General features: G+C 44.5%; 15 protein-coding genes and 1 pseudogene. 14 read left to right on the forward strand and 2 right to left on the reverse strand.

Features of this window, described 5'->3' with window-relative positions; translation table 11 throughout:
• Together ACEW9J_RS02185 and ACEW9J_RS02190 are read right to left on the reverse strand one after the other, a co-directional pair.
• A partial coding sequence (locus ACEW9J_RS02185; protein WP_373543511.1) for a hypothetical protein occupies nucleotides 1-2291 on the reverse strand: 2291 nt, incomplete at its 3' end.
• Between the two features lie 429 nt (nucleotides 2292-2720).
• Nucleotides 2721-3551, reverse strand: a complete 831-nt coding sequence (locus ACEW9J_RS02190) for a hypothetical protein (protein ID WP_373543512.1) — start codon at nucleotides 3549-3551, stop codon at nucleotides 2721-2723.
• Between the two features lie 236 nt (nucleotides 3552-3787).
• Here ACEW9J_RS02190 and ACEW9J_RS02195 point away from each other — a divergent pair, with 236 nt between their 5' ends.
• The 14 genes and pseudogenes from ACEW9J_RS02195 to ACEW9J_RS02260 all read left to right on the forward strand — a co-directional run.
• The gene (locus tag ACEW9J_RS02195) at nucleotides 3788-4675 is read left to right on the forward strand and encodes a hypothetical protein (RefSeq protein ID WP_373543513.1); all 888 of its coding nucleotides are present in this window, start codon (nucleotides 3788-3790) and stop codon (nucleotides 4673-4675) included.
• Nucleotides 4676-5595: 920 nt separating this feature from the next.
• Nucleotides 5596-6243: a hypothetical protein gene (locus ACEW9J_RS02200; protein WP_373543514.1), complete on the forward strand. Its 648-nt coding sequence runs from the start codon at nucleotides 5596-5598 to the stop codon at nucleotides 6241-6243.
• 90 nt (nucleotides 6244-6333) lie between these two features.
• Entirely contained in the window at nucleotides 6334-6672 is a 339-nt protein-coding gene (locus ACEW9J_RS02205) for a hypothetical protein (RefSeq protein WP_373543515.1), read from the forward strand.
• On the forward strand, nucleotides 6623-9388 hold the full coding sequence (locus ACEW9J_RS02210) for a hypothetical protein (protein ID WP_373543516.1): 2766 nt from the start codon (nucleotides 6623-6625) through the stop codon (nucleotides 9386-9388). Before ACEW9J_RS02205 ends, ACEW9J_RS02210 begins: the two co-directional genes overlap by 50 nt.
• An 8-nt stretch (nucleotides 9389-9396) precedes the next feature.
• Nucleotides 9397-10572, forward strand: a complete 1176-nt coding sequence (locus ACEW9J_RS02215; RefSeq protein WP_373543517.1) for a hypothetical protein — start codon at nucleotides 9397-9399, stop codon at nucleotides 10570-10572.
• Between the two features lie 72 nt (nucleotides 10573-10644).
• Nucleotides 10645-12000 (forward strand): hypothetical protein, encoded by a 1356-nt coding sequence (locus tag ACEW9J_RS02220; RefSeq protein WP_373543518.1) that lies wholly within the window; start codon nucleotides 10645-10647, stop codon nucleotides 11998-12000.
• A gap of 47 nt (nucleotides 12001-12047) precedes the next feature.
• Nucleotides 12048-12908, forward strand: a complete 861-nt coding sequence (locus tag ACEW9J_RS02225; protein ID WP_373543519.1) for a hypothetical protein — start codon at nucleotides 12048-12050, stop codon at nucleotides 12906-12908.
• A gap of 2 nt (nucleotides 12909-12910) precedes the next feature.
• Nucleotides 12911-14806 carry a hypothetical protein gene (locus ACEW9J_RS02230; protein WP_373543520.1) on the forward strand — a complete coding sequence of 632 codons (1896 nt, stop codon included), beginning with the start codon at nucleotides 12911-12913 and terminating at the stop codon, nucleotides 14804-14806.
• 5 nt (nucleotides 14807-14811) lie between these two features.
• Nucleotides 14812-15555 (forward strand): hypothetical protein, encoded by a 744-nt coding sequence (locus ACEW9J_RS02235; protein ID WP_373543521.1) that lies wholly within the window; start codon nucleotides 14812-14814, stop codon nucleotides 15553-15555.
• A gap of 251 nt (nucleotides 15556-15806) precedes the next feature.
• On the forward strand, nucleotides 15807-16919 hold the full coding sequence (locus tag ACEW9J_RS02240; RefSeq protein ID WP_373543522.1) for a hypothetical protein: 1113 nt from the start codon (nucleotides 15807-15809) through the stop codon (nucleotides 16917-16919).
• A complete protein-coding gene (locus tag ACEW9J_RS02245; RefSeq protein ID WP_373543523.1) occupies nucleotides 16919-19141 on the forward strand; it encodes a type IV secretion system DNA-binding domain-containing protein in 2223 nt (740 codons plus the stop codon). Before ACEW9J_RS02240 ends, ACEW9J_RS02245 begins: the two co-directional genes overlap by 1 nt.
• 38 nt (nucleotides 19142-19179) lie before the next feature.
• Entirely contained in the window at nucleotides 19180-19851 is a 672-nt protein-coding gene (locus ACEW9J_RS02250; RefSeq protein WP_373543524.1) for a hypothetical protein, read from the forward strand.
• A 49-nt stretch (nucleotides 19852-19900) separates the two neighbouring features.
• Nucleotides 19901-21694 (forward strand): hypothetical protein, encoded by a 1794-nt coding sequence (locus ACEW9J_RS02255; protein ID WP_373543525.1) that lies wholly within the window; start codon nucleotides 19901-19903, stop codon nucleotides 21692-21694.
• 73 nt (nucleotides 21695-21767) lie between these two features.
• A pseudogene (locus ACEW9J_RS02260) lies at nucleotides 21768-22517 on the forward strand (hypothetical protein); the annotation flags it as partial.

The following is a 22517-nucleotide window of genomic DNA, read 5'->3' on the forward strand; positions in this document are numbered from 1 at the left end:
TCCTTACTGTACTTATAAATCCGAGCGATCTTACCTACAAATCCGTCGATCGCTCGAACGATAGTTTCAATACCAAACGGAGTAGACTTGCCCGATGGTAAACTTTCCCCAGCTTCACACGAACCGATTTCGATCTCCCATTCACCTCCTTCAAGTGCTGCTGAAGAAACGTTATAGCGACCTCCTTGTGGCGATTGCACCATCCAATTTAAGCCATTGCGTCCGATAACTTCACAGTTTAAAATTACCTCAACATAACGATTCGCAGCAACCTTAATTCGATTGCGCCGCAGCCGCGTACCAATTTCGACATTTGGGGTGGGTGTCGATACAGCAACCGCACTAGGATCGCAAATACTTGGAATCGGCTCAAGAATTATCTCTGGTTCAGGAGGTAACTTTTGAAGCATTTTAAGCGCGTTAATTTTAGACCGCTCTGCAAAAGTGAGAGATTGCCATAGATCTTGCTTATCGATCGAACATAATTCTTTGGTAATACTTTCAACTTCAGTCCAAGAATTGGCACGGAGTAACTGCGATCCTATCTCCAGTAGTGATTCGATTCGATCGAACTGAGGATGACGTAACATCTCAAGTAACAGGTTATCTTCTAGTTGTAGGTTTGATTCTCTAATTTTGCCAACTAGTTCGATAACTGTAGAAAGAGTGTTTTGCTCTTGAAGTGGGATCGATCGTTCTAGACTTTGAGTTTGAGGATGTTCGATATACTGATTTGTAGAATCTTCAGGAGTAGAATCTTCAGGAGTAGCAGAACCTTCGGGGGTGATGGGCTGTGCCCCTGCGGTGCCCAAGCCTCCATTTCTGTCAAACACTTCATATAAGGTTTTAGGATAAAATACTGTTGCAGGGTCAGCATTATCAGTCGATTGCTCTTGTCGATCGTCTTGACTTACTTTTTGAGTTGATGGCGCAGCCAAGCTTGTTTCTAGGGATTTTAGCTCTAGGGTAAAATCTTCGCTTAAATCTGCTATTTCTACACTTGCTAGACTTCCATTCCACAGTGACTTGTACTTTTTGTGATATAGTGTCACGCTTGAAACTTTTTCATCATACAGATCTTGCCACTTTGTTTGAATCGCTTTGATTCGGTCGGTGATCAGTCGGGGTAGCTGTCCTAGCATCGCTAGGATCGTTGTTAGTCGCTGCTGTGTCTGTTCTGCGGTTTTTTGATTGTGTGCGTTAGCTTTTCGCTCCTTTTTCTTGATATGCTTGACTAATTTATCGATCCCAATGCCACGTCGGGCGGGGAATCCGCAATAGCTTACGTAGTATTCGTTATCGATCGTTGCATTTACCCAGTCCCAGATTCGGGGTTCAATGTCGCGGTGGTGATTACAATGTTCTACATAACCCCTAGTGCCGAGAACTGTTTCATGTACCCAGTCAAATAGCTCTTGTTTAACTTCCAGATCTTTGAACACTACGCCATAAGTAACGAGGATTTGAAGCATTTGATTGGTTTGTCCCTTCCCCGTCCAGCCAATTGCCATTGTTAACAACAGGTCTTCTAGCCATTCCCTGGCTGCTTCGCTGTAATCACGGTCTAAATGTTGATATTTGGCAATTTTGTGGGTGTAGAGCTGATATGCCCAGTCTAGAGCTGTTTCAATTTTGGCGATATCTTCGCCGTGTGCGGCGGCGGATGCTTCAGCTAACCTCAGAAACATCGAAACTTGTCCGATGTGAGTCAGACTTTCTGCATTCATGACGATATGTCCCCAGCGATCGAGTATGTAAGAACCGCTATCTGGTTGCAGGGGCAGTCGATGGGGCTTATAGTTGCTGAATTTACCGTTGGTGCTGTATGGCTTGGGGTTAGGGAAAATTTCTAGGTGTCCTGGTTTGAACTTGAATCCCGCATTAATCAGGGTGACGTGGATAAAACTAGCAACGCGGAATGTATGAAGTTTTTTTGGAAAGAAGTAGTAAACGTGAATGCCGCCGCTATTGGAGCTTTGAATGAGGACTGGATGGGTTAGCCCTTTTTTCTCTAAAGTATGGAGGAGTTTTTGGAAAGCTTTGGGGTTATTCGCTGGATGGTAAGGGCTACCAATATCGAGATCCAGCATAGCGTAGAAGGTGCTGGCTCCGAATCCCACTCCGAGCAGGAATAAGGTGCTGGCGTAGTCTTTTATAAATCCGCCACTTTTGAGCTGGTATTTACCGATTGTCTCCCACTGAGGCTTATCGGTATTCTTGGCTTTGATGAAACGATAGCCAAGGTGGAATAGTCGAGCGAGTTGGGCGTAGATGTCGATTTGAAGATTCATTTGGCTCCTGATGGAGTCATAGAGCTTCAGTTAAGTCTTTATTTTTTATCTTTACCTCCTTTACCCGAATCCCTGCGATGATGCGATAAAAGTTACATCATGCAAGGGTAGACATTATAACCAAAACTGGTTATAATGCAAACATAGCGTCTTAAAACTATGATTGTGTGTTCGGGTAAGACTTTGAGATAAGAATCAAGCTGAAGACTTAGACCTAACTCTAATAACTCCTGAATAAGTTTATCAATTAAGCCCTTTTGCGTCAGAACGTGGGGCTTTTTTGATATGTGTGCATTTATATTACCTTATTTAAGTAACTTTAGGTAGTATTTTAGACTGATGATTTATGGTGACTTTTATCCTCACAAGTATGGGAATCGAGCGTTTTGGTTGTTCGATCGAGTGCAACAGGTTAACAGTGCGTCATTTTCAGCTTTCCACTGGTGGCATGAGGAATTTAACCAAGTCGATAGACTGAAGTAGGTAGGTTGTATAGCCAGCATCGATTTTAACTACTTTAGTCCGCCCAAAATCTACCTTGGCTTCAGGATCGTGATGCAATTTATCTAATTCGGTTTCGCCAGTTAGGACGATCGCTCGAATGATTGGTTTCTTACGTTGGGAAGCAGTAGAGCCGATAATTGGTGATTTGACTTTTTGTAACCAATTTGTCTGCAAGTTGAAGGTTTCCAGGATCTGTGTGGTGGTACCCCAGTGTTTTAATCCTCTAATCCCCGTATGCCGAATATAAAATTGCTTTCGATCTTTTTGCCACATAATGTAGTTGTTACCGTTACTTCTGAGCATGAGCGCGAAATTTCGCAAATCTGCCATTTTGACAAATAAGTCAATTACTCCAAGCTCAGTTTTAACTTCAATCGTCAACTTGAGTCCACTATCCCCGAAGTTTGTCAGCAGTAGCCCGATTATATCGGTTAGTCTATTAATTCGAGTTATGGCTTCACCAAGCCTTTTCTGAGCAGCCGCTAGTTCGGAATTGGCTATACTAGGTTTTAGCAGGATTATCAGTGCGTAGCCGAAGATTGCTTTACTATCAGCAACTGCGATTATCTCATCTTGCATCACTTGCAGGTCATTCAATGCCGACCGATTGATTGGGTACCGATCGCGTTCTCGATCGCTAGCTGAGAGGAGGTTGCGATCGAGACATTCCAGGCAAGACGCATTCGGGTCTAGTTGCGAAATTATAATTGATAATAGTTCTAGATAAACTCGATTGTTAATTATCGCTTTGTTCATCGATATACCCTCATGTGTTGAGTATCCAAGTAACTTGGCAGCAAATAATATGGGAGTGTTTTCAGAAGTTGCTATTAAGGCAGGGGTAGGTGCAGTCAGTTCCATTTTTACTTGTCTATTCTCATCGTCACAACTTGAATTATTAAATTCTTTCAAGTATCGAGTGTAATATGTTATGCGCGTGCGTATTCATGGGAGCATAAATCTAACTATTTGTTACTAAGGACTCGAATTTAATGAGTGAAACAGAAATTGAGGATCGTTATTCCATGTTATCAGATCGATTAGATGATTATGAATATGCACCTGTAGTGTCTAAAGTACCTAAATCGGTACCACAGGTAGAGCAGCTACCAGATCGTGATTCTCTGGGATTCCTGCTCAGACAGGAAGTAAAGGGGATTCAAGATTTCGCGCAAAGAACGGTCGATCGGCATCAAATATCCGATGCCGATCCGGTAGCTGAAGTTTTACAAGCTACGACAATGTTAACACACCTTGTAGGCAGATTTGAAAATCATACCAGAGAAATTTTAGATTCGCATGGAGATAGTTTGATAGAAAGAATTGCCCAAACAGTTCGCGCAAACATCAAACAGAATGATGCAAAATTTTCTGAAGTTCGAGATGGAATTAAAGATTCAGGAGAGAGTTTAGACCGAACGCTGGAGATTTTAAAAGAGCAATTTAGTCCTATTGCATTCGAGCGATATACAGACGATCTAGTTGCGAAAATTAGCATATCTCAGGGTAATAGTGCCTTATTGAAACAGGTCGTGCAGAACGAACAAACATTAATAGAAGTAACCAGTAAGCTCGACACGATTAAATCTCCGCCAATTCAGACGCATATTCAACAGATTCCTTGGTTCTTTTATGCTATCGGCGCAACGATGGCATTAACCTCAGTCATCGCAGCAGGATTGACTTGGAAAAAAGTGGACGAGCGGGTGGCAGTTGCAAACTGGTTGAACAGTCCCGATGGACAACTAGCTAGGCAAATTGTCGTAATTAATAAGGGTGGGCTAACCGCGCAGTGCAAAGCCTCAACGCGCAAACTGAATACGCCAGTGCCGATTAATGGCATCGCTCGCGATAAACTCTGCTTCGTGGCAATTCCATAACTAGGCGTCTACAACCGATTACATTCTTTACAAACCTGTAAATTTGCGCTAGCTTTAGAGGAAAATCAAGGGTGCTAGATTTTACCGATTAGTCAGACTCTTCCTGAGAGACATTACTTTAGCGATAACTTCTGGGCGCGAACTTTCGGACATTCTTTTTGAGTTCCTGTTCTTACACGGTATACATTGTATATAAGAATGCCATGCAATATTTTGGGATGCGCTATTTTAGAAATAACCTAGCAGAAGTACTAGATCTTGTCGCTGAGGGTCAGACGATCGCGCTGACCAGGGAAACAAGAAGAAGTAAAAATGCTCTGAAGGAACCGACCATCGTAGCACTGGTGATACCTCCGGCTGGTTCACTAGCCAGTATTAAGCAGCAAGGAGCAAAGAATTAATTAAGGTTCGATTGCTAGCAAGAGAAAATTGGCTGACGAGAACGATAAAAGCAGCCACTTTGGACATATCCAAAGTGGCTGCTTTTTATTATTTAATTTTTACTATTTGATATTTTAGTCAGCATATTTGCTTAATAAAAACTTACTTAGCATTTATTTTACCCTATTTTAATTGTATTTTCAGCTATTTAGCTTAGATGGCTGAAAGTATTGAGAAATATTAAAATTACAAAACCTGTTGACTTATATTTTTAATCGGCTACAATCTTATTCAACTCAATCAAAATATCGCGCTTAATTGACGATAGATATTCAATTAAGCTGTAAAAAAATTCAATGTTGGACACCAAGTACACCGCGTACACAGTGTACACCGAGTAGGTTAGGTATTCAATCTTCACTTAATTTAAGTAGTGATTTTAAGTCAATTGCTATTAGTAAATAGTCTGAGCAAACTGAAAAATATTTAGAGCACTTTCGCACTCATCCGTTGTAATTAAAGAAATTAGGTTTATGAACATGACTAGAACAGCTCGCTTCAATCGCCAAAGACCGCGCAACGTATTCGATCGCTTTTATCATTCTTTTTCGGCTGAATCCTGGCTGATTGTAGCTAGTGCGATTATTATCTTTGACTGGTACCTGCATCCGGCCAACGGTACGGCGGCACTGCTAATGTTGGCCGTTGTAGGCTTGGCTGGTTTTGCTGTTTACTTTACCAATCCGAGCATCGGTGAAACTGTTAACGAGTTCTTCCACAAATACGGCAAAAACGGTACATGGCTGATGTTTGTCGGCTTATTGGTTGGGATTACAGTCTTCAATTATGCGACCAGCCCATCTAGTGCGATTATCTTGACTAACTCAGGAGTTGCAACACTTACAGCAATTATCTCTGGGAACGTGGGAGCAGTGACGGCAGGGGGAGCTGCTACTGCTGGTGGTGGTGTTGGTGGTGCGGCTCCCGCTGGTGCGACAGCAATTATTAACAACATAATTATCTTGTTCCGAGTACTGTTTTTTCTGGGCTTTATGTGGGCGTTATACAGAGCGTATGAAAAATATACCCAACAAGCCGAGCTGTTAGATGTAATTCAGACCCCAGTGATATTGCTGGTGGTTGTGGGGATTATCGATGGTGCCGCAGCCCTATTTCTCGGCCCATAAGCTATGGAGCAATCGTTTGAGTCGATCTAACGATTGTTAGATCGACTCCACTTATCAGATTTAGTTAATTTCAAGCTTTGTAAGTATGTCGTGCCTATAAAAGTAAATCGGATTTTATCAAGAAAGCGAAATATTGCTGGCATTCCTGCCGATGTAATGATTCCAGCTTTGTTACTTGACATTTTAGCCGCAATATTTGGATGTATAACCTTTGGTTTTCCGTGGATGCCGACTGTGGTAATTTGCTTAACAATCAATGTTGCCTGGGCAATTTTAGTTGCTAGAGGAGTTTGGAGGTTTTTGGGTACTTTCTATCATCCATATCGTTACTATCGAGCCAATATTCGCTACAAGCCCTTCTTACAATCTCTGCAAGATTATGACAATCGCCCTCAAAAAGCCCCTCAAGTTCAGAGAAAACGTCGCTGAAGCTGCGAAAAATAAGGTTTCTCATAAAGTTACATTTCGTAAGGATATACTTTTACCCGGTGGTAAGGCTGAAAAAGTGGTGCCGATCGAAAATGAGTTCGATTTGATCTGTCACATCCAGTTTGAGGCCGAAGGGCGTAAATTCGGTGCTTACTTATTATCTTGGGCTGAAACTAAATACCGAGCGGTTTTTGGTTTCGACTGCGACGGCATCCACCCAAACTTGCCCGACGCGCAGCTAGATTCAACGTTTTATCAAACTAGTAACGGGTTTAAGGATTTACCGGAAGGGGAACTGTTGACATTTCATGCGAAGTCTTTCGTTGAAGATGGCGATCGGCGCAACTACCTTATTAAGCTTATCAATAATACTACCAACCCCATTCTTAAATATATTGCCACGACCGAACTCAAGCGGTTAGAAATTTTGAGTATGAAGGGGCTGCGAAAGCAGAAGAGTTTGCGGGTATTTGCGACGTTCACTTACGATCCCGACGCTGATGTCAAAGACGATCGGGTCGAGAAAATTACCAAGGGGTTGCTGAAAAATCTCGGCAGTTTCTCTGGGGCAGAGAAAATCAAGAAGTCTCAGGAGTTTTTTGCGTTTCTCGAAGCTAGTTTTAACGCTTTCTTGCTGTGGGAACAGATTTTCGTCAATAAGATGGGTTTAACCGTCAGACCTTTACAGGCACAGGAACTATGGGCGGATTTATGGGGAAGATTCAATACCAAGCCGTGTATTCCCGTCCCCCAGAAATTGATTTTCGATCGCGACTCGATTAAAGAGGAAATCACCTCTGACATCCATGCTTTGTCACTGCTAATCAACAGCGAGGAATCTTTACCAACGGCTGATTACCGTTGGGTACGAGTTAAAAAGCGGTTTACCGCAGTCATGGCAATGCTAGATCGTCCCGATGGCTGGGAGGACGAGCGCGACTGCCTTAACTACTTTTGGAGCAAACTCAGCCAGGATTTAGTTAATGACGTTGAAATTATCACGCAGTTATCTAAAGTCGATCAAACGATCGTTCGCTCTCAGCTTAAAGATGTCACCAAAGAGCAAATCTTCCGTGCGGGTAAAGCTGCTGAAGATGGAGATGTAGGGGTAGCTGCGACGATCGATCTCGAAGAGGCAATTGACGCTCGTGCAACCTTACACCGAGGCGATGTCGCGCTCTCTTGTTCGACAGTCTTCTTAGTTCATCGCGACTCATTAGATAAGTTAGATCGTGCCTGTGATTATTTAGAAAGTTTATTTCTCTATCCGGCAAACTTCAATCGCGAAACCACTTATACCTGGAAGACCTGGGCACAGACATTTCCAGTTTGCTGGACTCCACTGCTTAAATTTCCCTACAACCGTCTGGGTCGGATTTTTAGCGAGTATGTCCTGGGAACGATTCCACTATCGAAAGTATCGACAGTCGATAAGTCGGGGTTTGAATTTATCTCTCACGATGGTGGCGTCCCGATTTCTCTGGACATGATTAATAGCCAGCATCACATGATACTGATAGCTACTCAAAGATCGGGAAAATCAGTTGTCATGACTGGCATGGTAAATGATTTTTTGCTTAACGATGTACCCGTATCGCTCATTGATTACCCACCAACAGAGGATGCAAGCACATTTAAGGACTATACCCAGCTTCTGGGGGAAGCCTACTTCGACGTGGGGAAAGAAGCCAGCAATCTATTCGAGCTACCAAATATCAACCATCTATCCCAAGAGCAGCAAGATAGTCGTCACTTGGACTATGAGGACTTCTTGCTTGAAATTCTCTATTCGATGGTGATGGGTACCACCGCTCAAAATACCAGCGTTAATGGCGATATCGTCCGATCGATCTTGTCGCTGGTGATGGCGAAATTTTTTAATGACTACGAGATCAAAAAGGCTATCAAAGAAGCGCGGATTGCTGGACTCGGATCGCCAGAATGGTTAAAGTATCCAACCTTGCAACATTTTGTCGAGTTTTGTTCGCCAGAGCGCATTGCCCTCAAAAACTCAACAGGTCAGATCGAGGCTCTAAATTTTGTTGTTACCAAACTACGTTACTGGTTGACCAGTCGGGTGGGCAAAGCCTTGTCACGTCCCTCGACATTTTTAGCCGACAGCAAGCTATTTGTGATGGCAATGCGCGGGGTAAATAATGCCGAAGATGCGGCAATCCTGTCGATGTGTATGTTTGGAGCGGTATTAAGACGTGCTTTTAGTAACGTTAAGTCCGTACTGATCGTCGATGAGGCGGCGATTTTACTCCAATTCCCAGCATTGGCAAGTCAAGTTGGCAAGCTTTGTGCGAACGGCGGTAAATCAGGAATCAGCGTAATTTTGGCAGCTCAAGAACCAGGCTCGATTAAAAATTGCGCGGACGGCGACCGCATATTGGGTAACTGCAATATTAAATTAGTTGGCAGGATTCAGCCAGAGGTCAGGGAGGCATTTCGGGATATTCTCTTCATTCCCGAAGAAATTCTTGCCCCCACCATGACTGATTCATTCAAGCCTAACAAGGCATTGGGGTACTCCAACTGGCTATTACTCGACGGACGCAGTTATACCCGCGTCCGCGCTTACGCCAGTGCGGGAAGTTTGGCAGCAGTCGTCAACAATACGCTTGAAGTCAAACGACGACAAGAGTTAATGGCTGCGGCTGAGAATCCCATTTTAGGGCTGCATCAGTACGCTACAGAATTATTACCTACTTAACAATGGCTATGAAATTAAAATTAATCGGTGCGACTTCAATTGCGTGGGCGATATTAGCATTTACAGCTCGCGCTCAAGCAGCTAATCTTGGAGGTACGCTCAATCCTATTAATCCGGTGACGGGGCTTCCAATCAATTCTGTTGTGGTCGTTCCCAACGTTGGTACGACTCCAGTTTTACCAACTGGGTCGATACCGATAATTGGATCTAACGGAAACACTTACACTGTTAACGCCAATGGAATCGTTGAGCCTACGGGAACGCCATTAGCATTGCCAACATTGCCATCATTTACACTCAATAGCAGCAATCCCGATGCTTTTACCTCGACAGGTTTTACCGTCACACCCACTGTTGGCTCGCCGATAATTATTGCTAATCCGCTGGCTCCCTGTCTTCAAGATCCTGCTAGTTGTGCGGCAAACCCGGAAACTACATTTGCATCATTTGGGAATATTACCTCTACTCTCCAGGCATCGGCTCAAGCAGTCGCACAGCAATATATGGTGTCTGCTCAACAGGCGGCTACCGATTGGGTCATACAAACAGCAACAGCGCAGTTTCAGTCGATGTTTCCTGGGTTGGCTGGGTTGGCTGGATTGTTCGGTGGCACAACTCCAACCGCTCCACCAACATCTTCAACAGCAGCAGAACGGTCGATCGTCTCACTATCGAGTCCGGCTAACATCGTCGCTTTAATCCAAAAAAATAACGATGCGGCTAAGGCGCGACTTACAGCTCAAATTGCTGTAGATAGTAATAATTCACCGACTGTTTCGTTTCTTGGCGGTGCCGATCCCACTACTGAAAACGGAAAAATTGCTGCGGGCGTTTTTCTTGGTAAAGAGGCTACAAACGAGAACGGAGTGATGATATCCGACTCTAATAACGTAGTCAAAAATTCAGACCGACTCGCGCAGATTTCGGAAGATGATTCTTTAACTGCAATTCAAAACTTGAAAGCTGTAATGACAGGTAGCGTTCATCAAAATGATGCGATTTTAAACAATACGAGTAAACAGGGTATCGTTCAAGCTCAGTTATTGCAGCAAACATCTGAAAGTCAAGATCTCCAACGGAAAGTAGCCCTCAATGAAGCAGATGCTAGCACTGCTTATCAAAAGCGCAACGTTTATCTTAGCTCGTATATCGACGGGATTTCTAGAGTGACATCGCAGCCATAATTTAGAAAGTTAAAGCAGAGCTAATTGGCATTATTGCTGCGATTGTAATTAAAACTTTACTAATTTTCCAAAATGTATTTAACCTCACTCATTACTGTCAATTTACATCTTTTTGCTCAGGTAACTCCTCCGAGTAGTGCGGCAAATGGTGGCATAGCTTCAGCAGCAGCCAATGCCGCCAAGGATGCGATGGATTCGACTAACGCGATGTGGGCGGTACTTTATAACAGCAGCGGTGTTTTTGGGCGAATTGCGGGATTTAGTATCGGGCTAGCATTTATTTTCTTAGCTTGGCGAATCTATAAGCTGTATGAAGAGTACGGGCTAAATACTGAAATGCAGCCTTGGCACGTCGTCCAGAAGTTACTGATGCCATTGTTATTTATCATCTTACTGTCTCAAAGTGGCGGCCCAGCAAAGAAAGCAACTTACGCGCTCAGGGGCTTAACGCAGGGGTTTGGCATCAGCATCATTCAAAATGTGGGTGCGGACATGCAGGCAGATTCTGCCGCGTCACAGGCAGCAGGAATTACCAGCGTACCACTCGATCCCAATGCTAATTCGGCAACGGGACAAGCAGCCGTCAAGCAATTTCTAGCAACTCTCAATCTATGTCGGCTCAAGCCAAATACGACCAATACGTCAGGCGGTCAGTCAGCTCAGCTTACCTGTGCGGCAACAGCAGCAGCGGAGTTGAAGCAAACTGTCGAGAAAGCTCCGGTGACAGATCCAGCAATCGTCCAATATTCACAGGACATGGTAGCTCAAATCGCACAGCAGCAAGCTGCGGCCAGCGGTGCTGGAGTTAACGGCAATAATGCTGGCGGTAACGTGCTAGATGGTCTAGTAAATACGGCAATTAGCGTTGGGAGTGCTATTTCCGATCCTGGAGCAGCTTTTGCAAAAATGGGGGACGAACTAATTTCTTTGGTTCTCAAGTGCATCACGATTATGTTTTACTGGGCACTCGAACTTGCGGCGATTTTATTGTTTTATTTATTACCTCTAGCTCTAGCAATGGGCGTAGCTGACGAAAAAGCTATGGTGGACTGGTTTTCACAGTTCTGGGCACTATGCAATGCCAAGATTTGTTTTGCCATCGTGTTAGCTTTAATTGCCACTATTGCAGGCAGGTTGGGGCCATTGGCTTATGTATTTGGGATGCTATCTGCAATATTTGCACCCTTTATCACTTTTATCTTTGCTAAAGGTTCGATGATTGCCGTTGCTGAAGGATTGGCAACAGCCCCCATTAATGCCGCTGGAGCGGCGGCAGGAGGTGTCGCAGGCGGTATTGGTAAAGCAGTTAAAGCAGGAATTGCGGCTAAAGCAGGCGGTACGAGCGATGGTGCGAAAATAGCTGGAGCTGTCGGGCGGAAAGCTGGATCTATCGGGGGTAAGGATAAAGCACTTTTGGGTAGAAAGTAACATCCAAAATTATTTTAACTTTAATTACTAAATAACGATCTAAATTTATGGCTGATACATTTAACGAACTTAAATCTCTAACTAAGATTCGTCCGCATTCTCAAGCAACAGAGAACAATCACTTCGCGCTGTTTGTTTTAGTTACTGGCGGAGTAGCAATTCTTAATACGCTTTTATTAGTAATTAATGCTTTTAGCATCAACAATGTTGCCAATCGTCCGCTACCAACGATGGTACAGACTATTAACGGTAAAACTATTCAAGTTACGGCTTTTGAATCCAAAAACAGATCGCCTCAGTTGATTAAGGACTTCACGGCAATGACTTTAAGCAAGCTATTTACCTGGAGTAGATATTTGCCTGCGGCAACTACGGAGGAGATGCGCCGCCCGAAGATCGACCCTGGTGCCTCAATCGAATCCAAATCGGCTAAAGGATTGATACCAACTACTGTTTGGGCGGGGAGCTTTGCTTTATCAGATAAGTTTAGAGAGGAATTTTTAGGTGAGACGATCGCACCATTGCTAACAAAATTAGGCGTTTTACAAGGTCAGTCGGAAGTGACAATTTCGATTTTAGATTTAGGAGATCCGATCGAAGTTAAAGGAAATAGTGACGAGCGGCTGTGGAAAGTTAACGTCGTCGCAAATCTAATTTTACGCTCGGCAGCAAATGTTTCAGAGAAAACAATTCCATTTAATAAAACTATCTATGTTAAGGCAATTTATCCGGCAACTCTGCCTCAAGCGGCTACCCCAGGAGATTTAGCTCAAGTGGTGGCAATAGCGCAATCTTCTGGATTACAAATCTATGCAGTCGAGAGGTATCAAGCAGACGATCTAAAGCCACCAGCAGTAACTGCTCCTCCTGTTTCTACCAACGTTAAGCCTACGACTCCTCAAAAATAATTATGAAAGAAACATCTATTTCAGAAAATCCCCGTTTAGACAATGAATTTTTTAGCGATTTAGTCGGTACTGATTCAGATCTTTCCGGCACTAGCGAACAGCTACATGCTTCCCCGTCCGATCCTCAAGGAGATATTGAAGAACAGCGCACTAAAATTCCTCTATATAAGCAAGGTGGTGTTAAATCCGTCTTGATCTTGGGACTCTCGGCAATTCCCATCGGTGGAATCGGTTACATGATGTTTGGCAACAGCGGGCAGAAGAGTCCGCCAGTAGCGGCTAATCCCAGTCCCGAACTTACAGTTTCCAAGGCTGAGTTTGCGCCCGATCCGCGTTTTGCCAACATGCAGAACAAGTTAGTGATGCAAGACCAGACGCGGGGTCTGGAAGAGGCAGCCAAAGCTCAAGAAGCCGAGCGTTTGGCTAAAGCTGCGGCGGAGGCAAGAGCCGCAGCAGCAAACCCCAACGCACGAACCACCCCTGTTCTGCCAGTTCCTGCGGCTGCACCCGTTGCCGCCAGAGCCGAGCCGCCAACAAATGTAGCACCTCCACCAAGACGCATTCCACCAATCGCTCCTGTTAAACCCGTTCCGATTTCCCCGGCGATTACTCCTGTTGCTAGGCCGATAGTCGCACGAGAGCCAAAGGTGAAATCTTCATTAGTAGCCGTGAAGCCTCAGCCTGTTGCATTTAAGCCTCAGCCTCTAGCCAAACCTATCCTGAAACCTCAAGTGGCAATCGCTAAACCCCAGCCCACTCCAGCGACTGCGGCGATCGTGCCCAAAGCCGCATCTTGGCAGGAAGCTACCGATAACGCTATTGGAGTTTATGGCGAGAAGGTAGCATCTAAAAACGTCATAAAGGCTGTACCAGAAACCGTTCAACAACCTATCGGGCAACCTATTCGCCAACCTAGTCCACAGCAAACTATTTCTCAACCTATTCCACAGCCCGTTACGTCACCTGTGACTTCTCAGATTTACCAACAACCAGTCGGGCAATCATACGGACAAGCAGGGCGATCGTTTTTACAACCCTTAGTACCACCCGTTCAGCAATTTTACCCGCAGCAAATCCCACAGCTCAATCCTCTGATTCAGCAACCAGCGCGGCAGCTCATGCCACAAGCTAGCACGACCAAGAACGCAGCCGCTAATTATGTAGCCTCGCTCGATCCGAGGTCATATCCAGAAGCACTCCTTCAACCTGTTGCTGGAGTAGTTTCTCAAGATTTCAGAGAAAAAGATAATTACAAAGACAATCCTATCCCTAAGATCGCCCAGGCAATTGTAATCCCAGGTCAGAACAGGCTAGTATCGCTAATGTCCCCGATGCAAATTATTCCTGGTGAAGCCGGACAAGAAATTTTATTGCAGCTAGAGCAGGGTTTTGCCGACACTAACGGTGAGGTGCCCATTCCCGATGGTACGAGAATTATTGCGACCGTCACCGTGGCATCAAATGGACTAATGCGAATCGTCTCAGCCGTTGCCATTGTTAATGGTGAAAATATTCCAATTGACGCAGGGAGCTTAATTCTCAGCGGTACCGATAATAATCCCGTCATCGCTCAATACAAGCAGTTCGACCAGGGCGAAATCGGTCGGCGGGATTTGCAAACGTTTCTGGCAGGGGCTGCTTCTGGGCTAGGAAGAGTTCTGACTCAGCCCAGCACGTCGATTCAAGTTTCGACAAATGGCACGGCTGTGGCGAGTAGTACTAGCAACCCCAATATTATCGGTGGAGTTTTAGACGGTGGGGCAACGCCGATTCTTGAAGCTTGGTCAAAACGCAATGAAACCGAGATCGAGCGTTTGGAGGGAGCGTCTAGGCTGTGGTATTTGCCAATGGGATACAAAATGACGATCGTTGCGGTTAAGCCTTTCGCAGTGAGGTAAGGAGAGTGGTAAAAAAATATTTAGGACTGCCATTAGCCTTAATTACGGGGCTGCTAAGTGGATCTCCCAGTCTTGCCAATCAGCCAATCGTCCAAAACGTATATACACCGATGAATGGCGTGTTGATGGTAAATATCACGCCTGGGGTGGGTGTTAACCTGAACTTTGAAGGAGCTGGCGAATATATTCAAACAATGATTGCAGACAATCGCTCTTTTGTGGGAATCAAGGCAGAAGGTTGCCTCGCCGCCCAAGAAGGTTGTCAAGATCCGGCAAATTTAGTGCATTTAACCTTAATCGATAAACTTCAGTTACCTGGGGTAGTTAAAGTGAACTCGATTGCTACTCAGTCAGTACTGACGATTAGAACTAGAGATCGCGCAAATAACCGTCGAACGTATATTTTTAGTTTGCGTCAGGGTTCGACTAAAGATATAGCGATCGCTCAAATTAATTTTGTTAAAGTTGCACCTCCCGTTCGATATTACGATCCGATTGCTGCTAAAAATGCTGAGGAATTGCGTCAGAGAGAAAACTATATTCGACTAGATATTTTAACTTCTAAGCTGTTCAATGGTTTGAAAATTGTTGTCAGTCGCAATGAAATTCCTAACTACAATAAGCAGGGAAATAATCCTATCGATCGGTTTATCCTCGACGTTCGCGGAGGAATGCCACTACTTACTGCCGCAACTAAGCATCGCATCGATTTGAACTTGGTATCTAGGCTAATTTTATTAGGCTCTTGAGCCGCTTAGTGTAATTTACAACAACTTTATCACTATTTTAAATCATGATGGAAAATTTCGATTGTTTGGTTAAATCTGCTCTAGTTTTTTATCGCTCTCGTCAATTTAGTCAGTTTTGTAAGTTGTTATTTTTTGCTTTATACACTGCTGGATTGGTATTATTTTTGGTCGATCCCAATCATTTTTGGAGTAACTGGAATAATTTTCTACATTAACTTTATTCAGATTTAAAACAATTGGAGTAATTTACAATGACGAGATTCAAATTTCGATATTTAATTCTCTCAGTTATCGGGGTCTGTTTGAACTCAAACATTCATCCCGCACAGGCACAAACTCGCACGATTGAAAGTACGCTTGGTAACTCATCTATCGGCTCGATGCCAGCTTATGCTAATTCACTAAGGGTTAATGTTCCCCCCGAAGCTCAAAGTTCGATGGGTGGTGTAACTTCAATTAATTGTCCCGCAGGAGTAGCCCCAGCATCTTGCGTACCGATGTCTATATGGAACACTACTTTTGCCGCAGGAGAGTTGACTCCAGCTCAGATTGCGACTAAAAATGGTACGACGGTCAACCCTAACAGCAGTTTGGCAAAGGCAACGCCGTGGCTGAGTCGCTTAAAAGTTGGCGATATTGCGGCAACTCTAGGGATGGCACAAATGCCCGTTACCACAGCTAACGGGACGCGTACTACGGTGGGCAATCTAGCGGCAACAAACCCTAATGCAACGCTCGGCAGCGTTGCTGACTTACGCAAAACAAGTATCGCTCAATTCCCTCAAATTCAAAACATTCAGCTCAAGCAGTTTCCAGGGATTTCTAGTTTAACGGCAAATACGATCCCTGGATTGAGTGAAGTGCTGATTTCCAAAATGCCTGGGTATTCGTATCCAGTTGGGGTGGCGGCAATTCGGCTAGATTTAGTGCGAACTAGAGAGCGGAACATTCGGCACATGGTAATTTCCGATAATGGGGTACATAAGTGCAATAGCAATTGCGATTATGGCGAGTTTCGAGCGGTTTTGGGGCTGCCCTATCTCAATGGAGCGCGGATTATTTCGGGAGATAGTCAATCTGTTCCTGGTGGTTATGGCGCACTTGCGCTGATGAACGGCGGGCGAGAGCCTGCTGGAGTCGTCGCCGATATCGGTTCTGGAGGCGTGAAATTCATTTTGACTGATGTTAATGCCAAAAAAGGTACGGCACTGATTCATATGAATACGCGGGTATGTGCTTGGCTGGCTGGCTGCTCGCCCTATTTTATTCCCATACCCTTGTACTTGACTATTTCCGAACGCGATCGGGGCATTGCCATCCCGGTGGTTGGTGCTTCTATTTTCCGTCAAGTGAGGATGCCATAATGACAAAATCTCATAGTTCGCATTTAGCCAATCATCAGTCAGTACCCCAGCAGTTACCCACTTTCGCCCAAGTTAAGAGCTTTATCGCTTCACCCTTTGGCTCGATCGCGGGCTGTATGTTAATTTTGCTGATTGCCGCACTTTTTAGTAAAAAACCGCAGGGCAAGCTGGGTAAAGCCTACTGGGGTGGAGCTAGAGAACGCAAAAACTCCCAAGCCAAAGGTCGCCGACAGGTGGCAAATAAAGGGTCTAAAGTCGGTAAAACCTGCCTGTATATCAATCAACCCCAAAGATCTCGATTGAGGCATCATCAAGCGACGATGAGTGGTATTAAAAGAACTCTCAAACAGCAGGGATTCACGAATACCGAGATTGCGAAGAAAATCCGCCAGAGCCGTAAGAACTTACCAAAGTTTCCAAACTTACTCCACCGCGATCGCACCGTGTATTTTCCAGATTGTCAAGCTGGCACCGGGGTATATGGGGCGGCTGGTACGGGGAAATCTTTCGGGGTACTCAATCCTTACCTGCGTTCGGCGATCGACCAAGGACTGTCGATCGTCCTCTACGATTTTAAATACTACGAACAGTCTAAGGAGATTGTCGGTTATGCCAAAGAGCATGGCTACAACATCCAGATTTTCGCGCCGAGTTTTCTCGAATCTTGCACCATTAACCTACTCGATTTTATCGACGATTCCGGTCATGGGGTTGCTGCGGGAAATATGGCAGAAGTGATGCTCGAAAATCTCAAAGGCAGCGATAAAAGCAGTGGGGGGAATGAGTTTTTTACAGATGCAGGGGTGACGCTGGTTAAAGGCTTATTTTTAGCAGCTAAATGGGTGGCAGAACAAGAAAGTCGAGCGGAAATTGGCGATTTGATGACGGCGGCGGCGATCGTCGCGCTGCCAAACCTCAGCAGTCGGCTCAAGTTTGCCAGCAAACGCCTGAATATCTGGAACGATAAAGCTTTTAGTCAGTTAATCGGCATCGGTGGCGGTAAAAAAGATACAAATGTTACAGAGGGCGGCATTATCGGTAACGCCGCGAAGGTCTTTCAAAAGTTCATCGAGCGAGACTTTATATCTTCTCTGTGTGGTAAGAGCGATTTCAACCCCGATCTTGATGGAAAAACACTGGTAATTGTCGGGCTAAACCAGGACTATCGGGAGATTCTCACACCGATTCTCGCAACGGTTCTCGACGTATTAATCTCGCGTAACGTTGCTCACTCGCGTCACCGGAAAACTCCACTAGTTTGCTCGTTTGACGAAATTCCGTCTCTTAGATTACCTAAATTGGCTAATTGGTTGGCTGAATCGCGGTCAGCGGGATTTGTTGGTTTGCTCGGACTTCAAAATAAAAGCCAACTTAACGAAACTTACGGTGAGGATCGGGCGAATACGATGATGGCTAATTGTGCGACCAAACACTACCTCAACCCGCAGGATGGGAGCAGTGCCAAGGAATACTCAGAGTATCTAGGGGAAAAAGAGATAGTTTATTGGACTAAGACCGTTAACAGCGGCAGCGGACAGGGTAACGCTACGGTATCGAGATCGGAGCAACGGACGCAAGTACCATTAATGACTCCAGAAGAATTCTTGAAACTTCCTCAAGGTAAAGCTGTCACTATATCCCCTGGCTATAGCAATAAGAATGAGGCATATGTTCCAATTTTACATGATATTAAAGTATCTCAAGTAGATATCGAAAATAGCAAGCGATCGGTCGGACATTGGGATAAATTATTATCGAAAACTCGGTCGAGCAAACGGCAGCTAAGTAATGCCGAATATGCGGAAATTATGATCGAGCGCAGGGCGATTGTCGAACGCCTGTTTCCCGAACCACCAGAGGGTAAATTACTCGCAAAATTAGCTACTTTAGTTAATGTAGTACTTTATCCCGACGCACAGGGTAATCCATCTCCCTATCAACTCACTGAAGATTCTAAGCTGTTCAAAAACGACGATATCCCGATCTATTCGGAATGGTCGAGTAAGTCGGAGCAAGGCGCGAAATTTGATGCGTACAAAGCAAAAGACGATATCAATCGACTTTTGCTACTTTTAGAGAGTCACGAAATTAAGTTTTTCAAATCTCTCAATGGTTCTAATTCAGTCTTTTCGACAACCACAATTATCGATCCAGAAGTAGAGCCAGACAATGAAATTGACGTGAAAATAGATACTAAGAAACCTCTAGTTTCTACGCTATAATCGATCGAACTTTATTTAGATTATCTAAGGAGCCAATTATGACGCTAGAGACTAAGTATCCCAAACTAGACACACTCAGATTTCCGACATTAGACATTAGTTATATCGAGCGGTTTGTCTTTTGCGATTCCAGTACTGTCAGCATTCCGCGTATTCGAGAATTAATGGAGCTGAGTATTGCGACAAATAAGCCATTTCATAATTTAGACTTTCATAAAGTTGAGATTTTCGATGAATACTCAGTTATCTCGGAGCGATTACGTGGAATAAGCAAAACAGTTTATAAAACTTCTTTAGATCGAGACATTCGATATATTCTCACTTATATTGATGGCGAATTAGTTGAGGTCAACTCTCTCATAGCAGAGCAGATTATTTTTCGCAATATGACTCCATGCACGTTTGCTTTTTGTGGCAGTGATTATTTAAAAACAACCCCTTTTTGGATCGATGTAGATGAAATCGTCGGGGTAATGGAGCAAGAAGGAGAATTTTTACGAATAGAGCCAGAAGCTGTCGCGTACATCCGCCAGCATCCTGACGATCTAGTACCTTATACAGTGAGCGATGATGGCATTATCGACATCCCCGAACGAAATCTTTTTTTAGCAAATTATACGCCAGCAATGTATGCAGAACTCGTCGGAAAATCGATCGAGCCAGTAGGGGTTAACTATCCGATTTACGAGCTATTGTCACTTGAAGTCTAAACAACAATTATAGTAGCTCGAACTAAACATCTTAAATCTAGAGAAAACTATGGACGGAATTCAGGCTAAAGCCCAATCAGCGTTTCAAGGCATGACAGCGAAGGAAATCTCTAAGCCTGTTGAAGATCTTGCTGAAGGGATCGGCAAGCTGGGGGGGAATATTGTCGGGGCAACTGTCGCGGCATTACTACAAAAAAAATCTAACCAAAAGGAACAAACATCAGCAGACATAGCCGCACGATTAAAACAGAAAACCAAAGACTTAGATCGAACTGGCAAGGATTTAATCGAACTGCCTACTAAGTCAGTGCAGCTCACAATTGAGATTATCAAGTTATCCAAACAATTTGTTTTAGCTAAGAGTAAAGATTCCTTTAAAGACCTCAAATCCAAACTAAGCGATGCACTTGGCTCGATTAAGCAATTTATGTTCGATCGGTCTAAGGGCAAAGTGAATATTGAGGAAGAAGTTCGAGGGACTAGTCCAGAACAAGCCAAGAAGCTAATCGATTTACTCAAGACTCCTGAAGGAGAAAAAGCTCCTCATGATTTTTACAACGTTACTATTGCTTCAGAGGGAGCGAAATTATTAGAAGTTAAAAACGGTAAGGTCGAGATGAATACCATTGCCAAACATATGGATTCGGCGGTAATTGAAGCCGCCATCAATCGCGATACCATCCCTGCGGTATTAAATCCCAATTTAGCAAAAATATCCAGCGAATCGCTAACGGGTCGGATCTTGGCTCAACAGCAATCCGAGGTTGTCAATGGCGATGAGATCGGCGAGCTGCCAACTGCGGTAGTTACAGAATCAGCAGAGCTAAACACAGCGCAGTTCAAGACTGAGGTTGTTAACGATCTTTTAGCCAATAATCAGCAGCGGCTGGAGCAACTGGTGCGATTGCATGAGATCGGCAAGACTGACAAAAACAACCTTGTCATCGGCAACGGGAAGAATCAGGTGACAATATCAGCTACAGCAGATCTGGGTAATAGTCAAAAATATACAGTTAATAGAGCTGGAGCGGAGCCATTTACCTTTATTGCCAATGAAGATGGTGAAGTTATCGTTCACGATGTTAATATCGAGTCGATCGACGATGTACTCGACTCTGCCGAACTAGGTTTTAACGGACAGTCTGGGAGCGAGTTTACTCCCAAAGCAAAGTCGGTATCTAAGCCACTGCCACAGTTAAGTAATTTAGCAAACGAAGTCAAAAACTTACCAGCAGGAAAAACATCTTTTGAGTTTGGTGACAGGTTTTATCAAATTGTCAAAGACGAGCGAGCTACCATGATTAGCAACGATAACGGCAAGTTAACGATCGATACCAGCGGTAAGGTATCTGCGACAAGAAGGATTTTAACCGATCTAACTGCTGGTGGTAAGAACTCCAATTCGATGGCAATCGTCGCCAAAATCCGCGCTGACGGCGATGAAGTAGAACGTTTGCTATCGATCGAGCGCGGAGCGGCAAGCGCGGGTGACGTGGAGCTGGCGACAGGGGTTGCCAAGCAAGCCAAGGCAGAATTTTCCCAAATTAGTTCTGCCGTAGGCGAATTGAAAAATATTGCTACTCGCGAACCAGCTAAGATTCCTACTGTAATAGCAGCCGATGAAGTTCTCGAAACTCAAAAGCAAGAATTATCTACAGCAAAAAAGGTTCGGGTTGAGAAAGTTGTCAGCTTGGCCGATCTAAACGATCTACCGGATGAAGTCGAGTACGATCGTCCCAAGACGGGTTTATTAGCGCAGTTGAATAACGATGCGGAGGCGACTAAGTTGGTCGCAGCCGAACGAGAGTTGGCAATTGCTGCTGAAGAATCGCTGCAACAATAAGTTGTCTTGCCAACCTAGCGACTGAGTAATAATCGGCATCGAGAAAAACGCATAAAACTACCAGATACGTCCGATGAGTCTAGCCATTGCTCTTGCCAATCGTCCCCTAATCGGAATTGAGATTGGCGCGATCGAACAACAAAATAGTATTTTAAAATTGCAAGTAGTCGCTCAACAAATGCAGCTACCGATCCAATGCTGGAGTTCGATTGCTTCAGGATGGTACTCTATCGATCGGATTTTAGACGAATGGGCGGACGATCTCGATCTCGGCTCTGAGATCTTACGCCATCTGGCTCCACCATCTTTACAGTCGGGCATTTCAGTCTACATCGATCTATTTGCCGCGATTGCCTCGCTCGATCGACCCTTACAAGTTCGAGCGCATCAGGCGATTCTCAACCTGTTCTTTCATCTCCAACGCAGCAACGAGCGGCGGATCGTATTTCTCGAAACAGGCGAGATTCCCCATCAGTTCGTCCAATCGATTTACAGCTACGATTTTCCTCTGCCTACGCCCGCAGAAGTACGGGAGCTAATTGCGGGGGCACAACTGCCAGCAGACAATCCTAAATTTTTAAATATCTTGTCTGGCTTAACTTTAGAAGAGATTCGGATTGCCTTAAAACCAATTGAATTAGGGATGGATCTCGACACCGCAGCAGATCGATTACTGGATTACAAGTACGAGTTATTCGCTACTTACGGACTAGAATTTATTGGCGAAACGGCTACTAAAGATATCGGTGGCTTAGATATCGTCAAAGAGGCATTAGTCGGCGTACAAAAGTCATTTGCACCAGAAGCTCGTGCTTATAATATC

This window comes from Chamaesiphon sp., assembly GCF_041737865.1.
Lineage (GTDB): Bacteria > Cyanobacteriota > Cyanobacteriia > Cyanobacteriales > Chamaesiphonaceae > Chamaesiphon.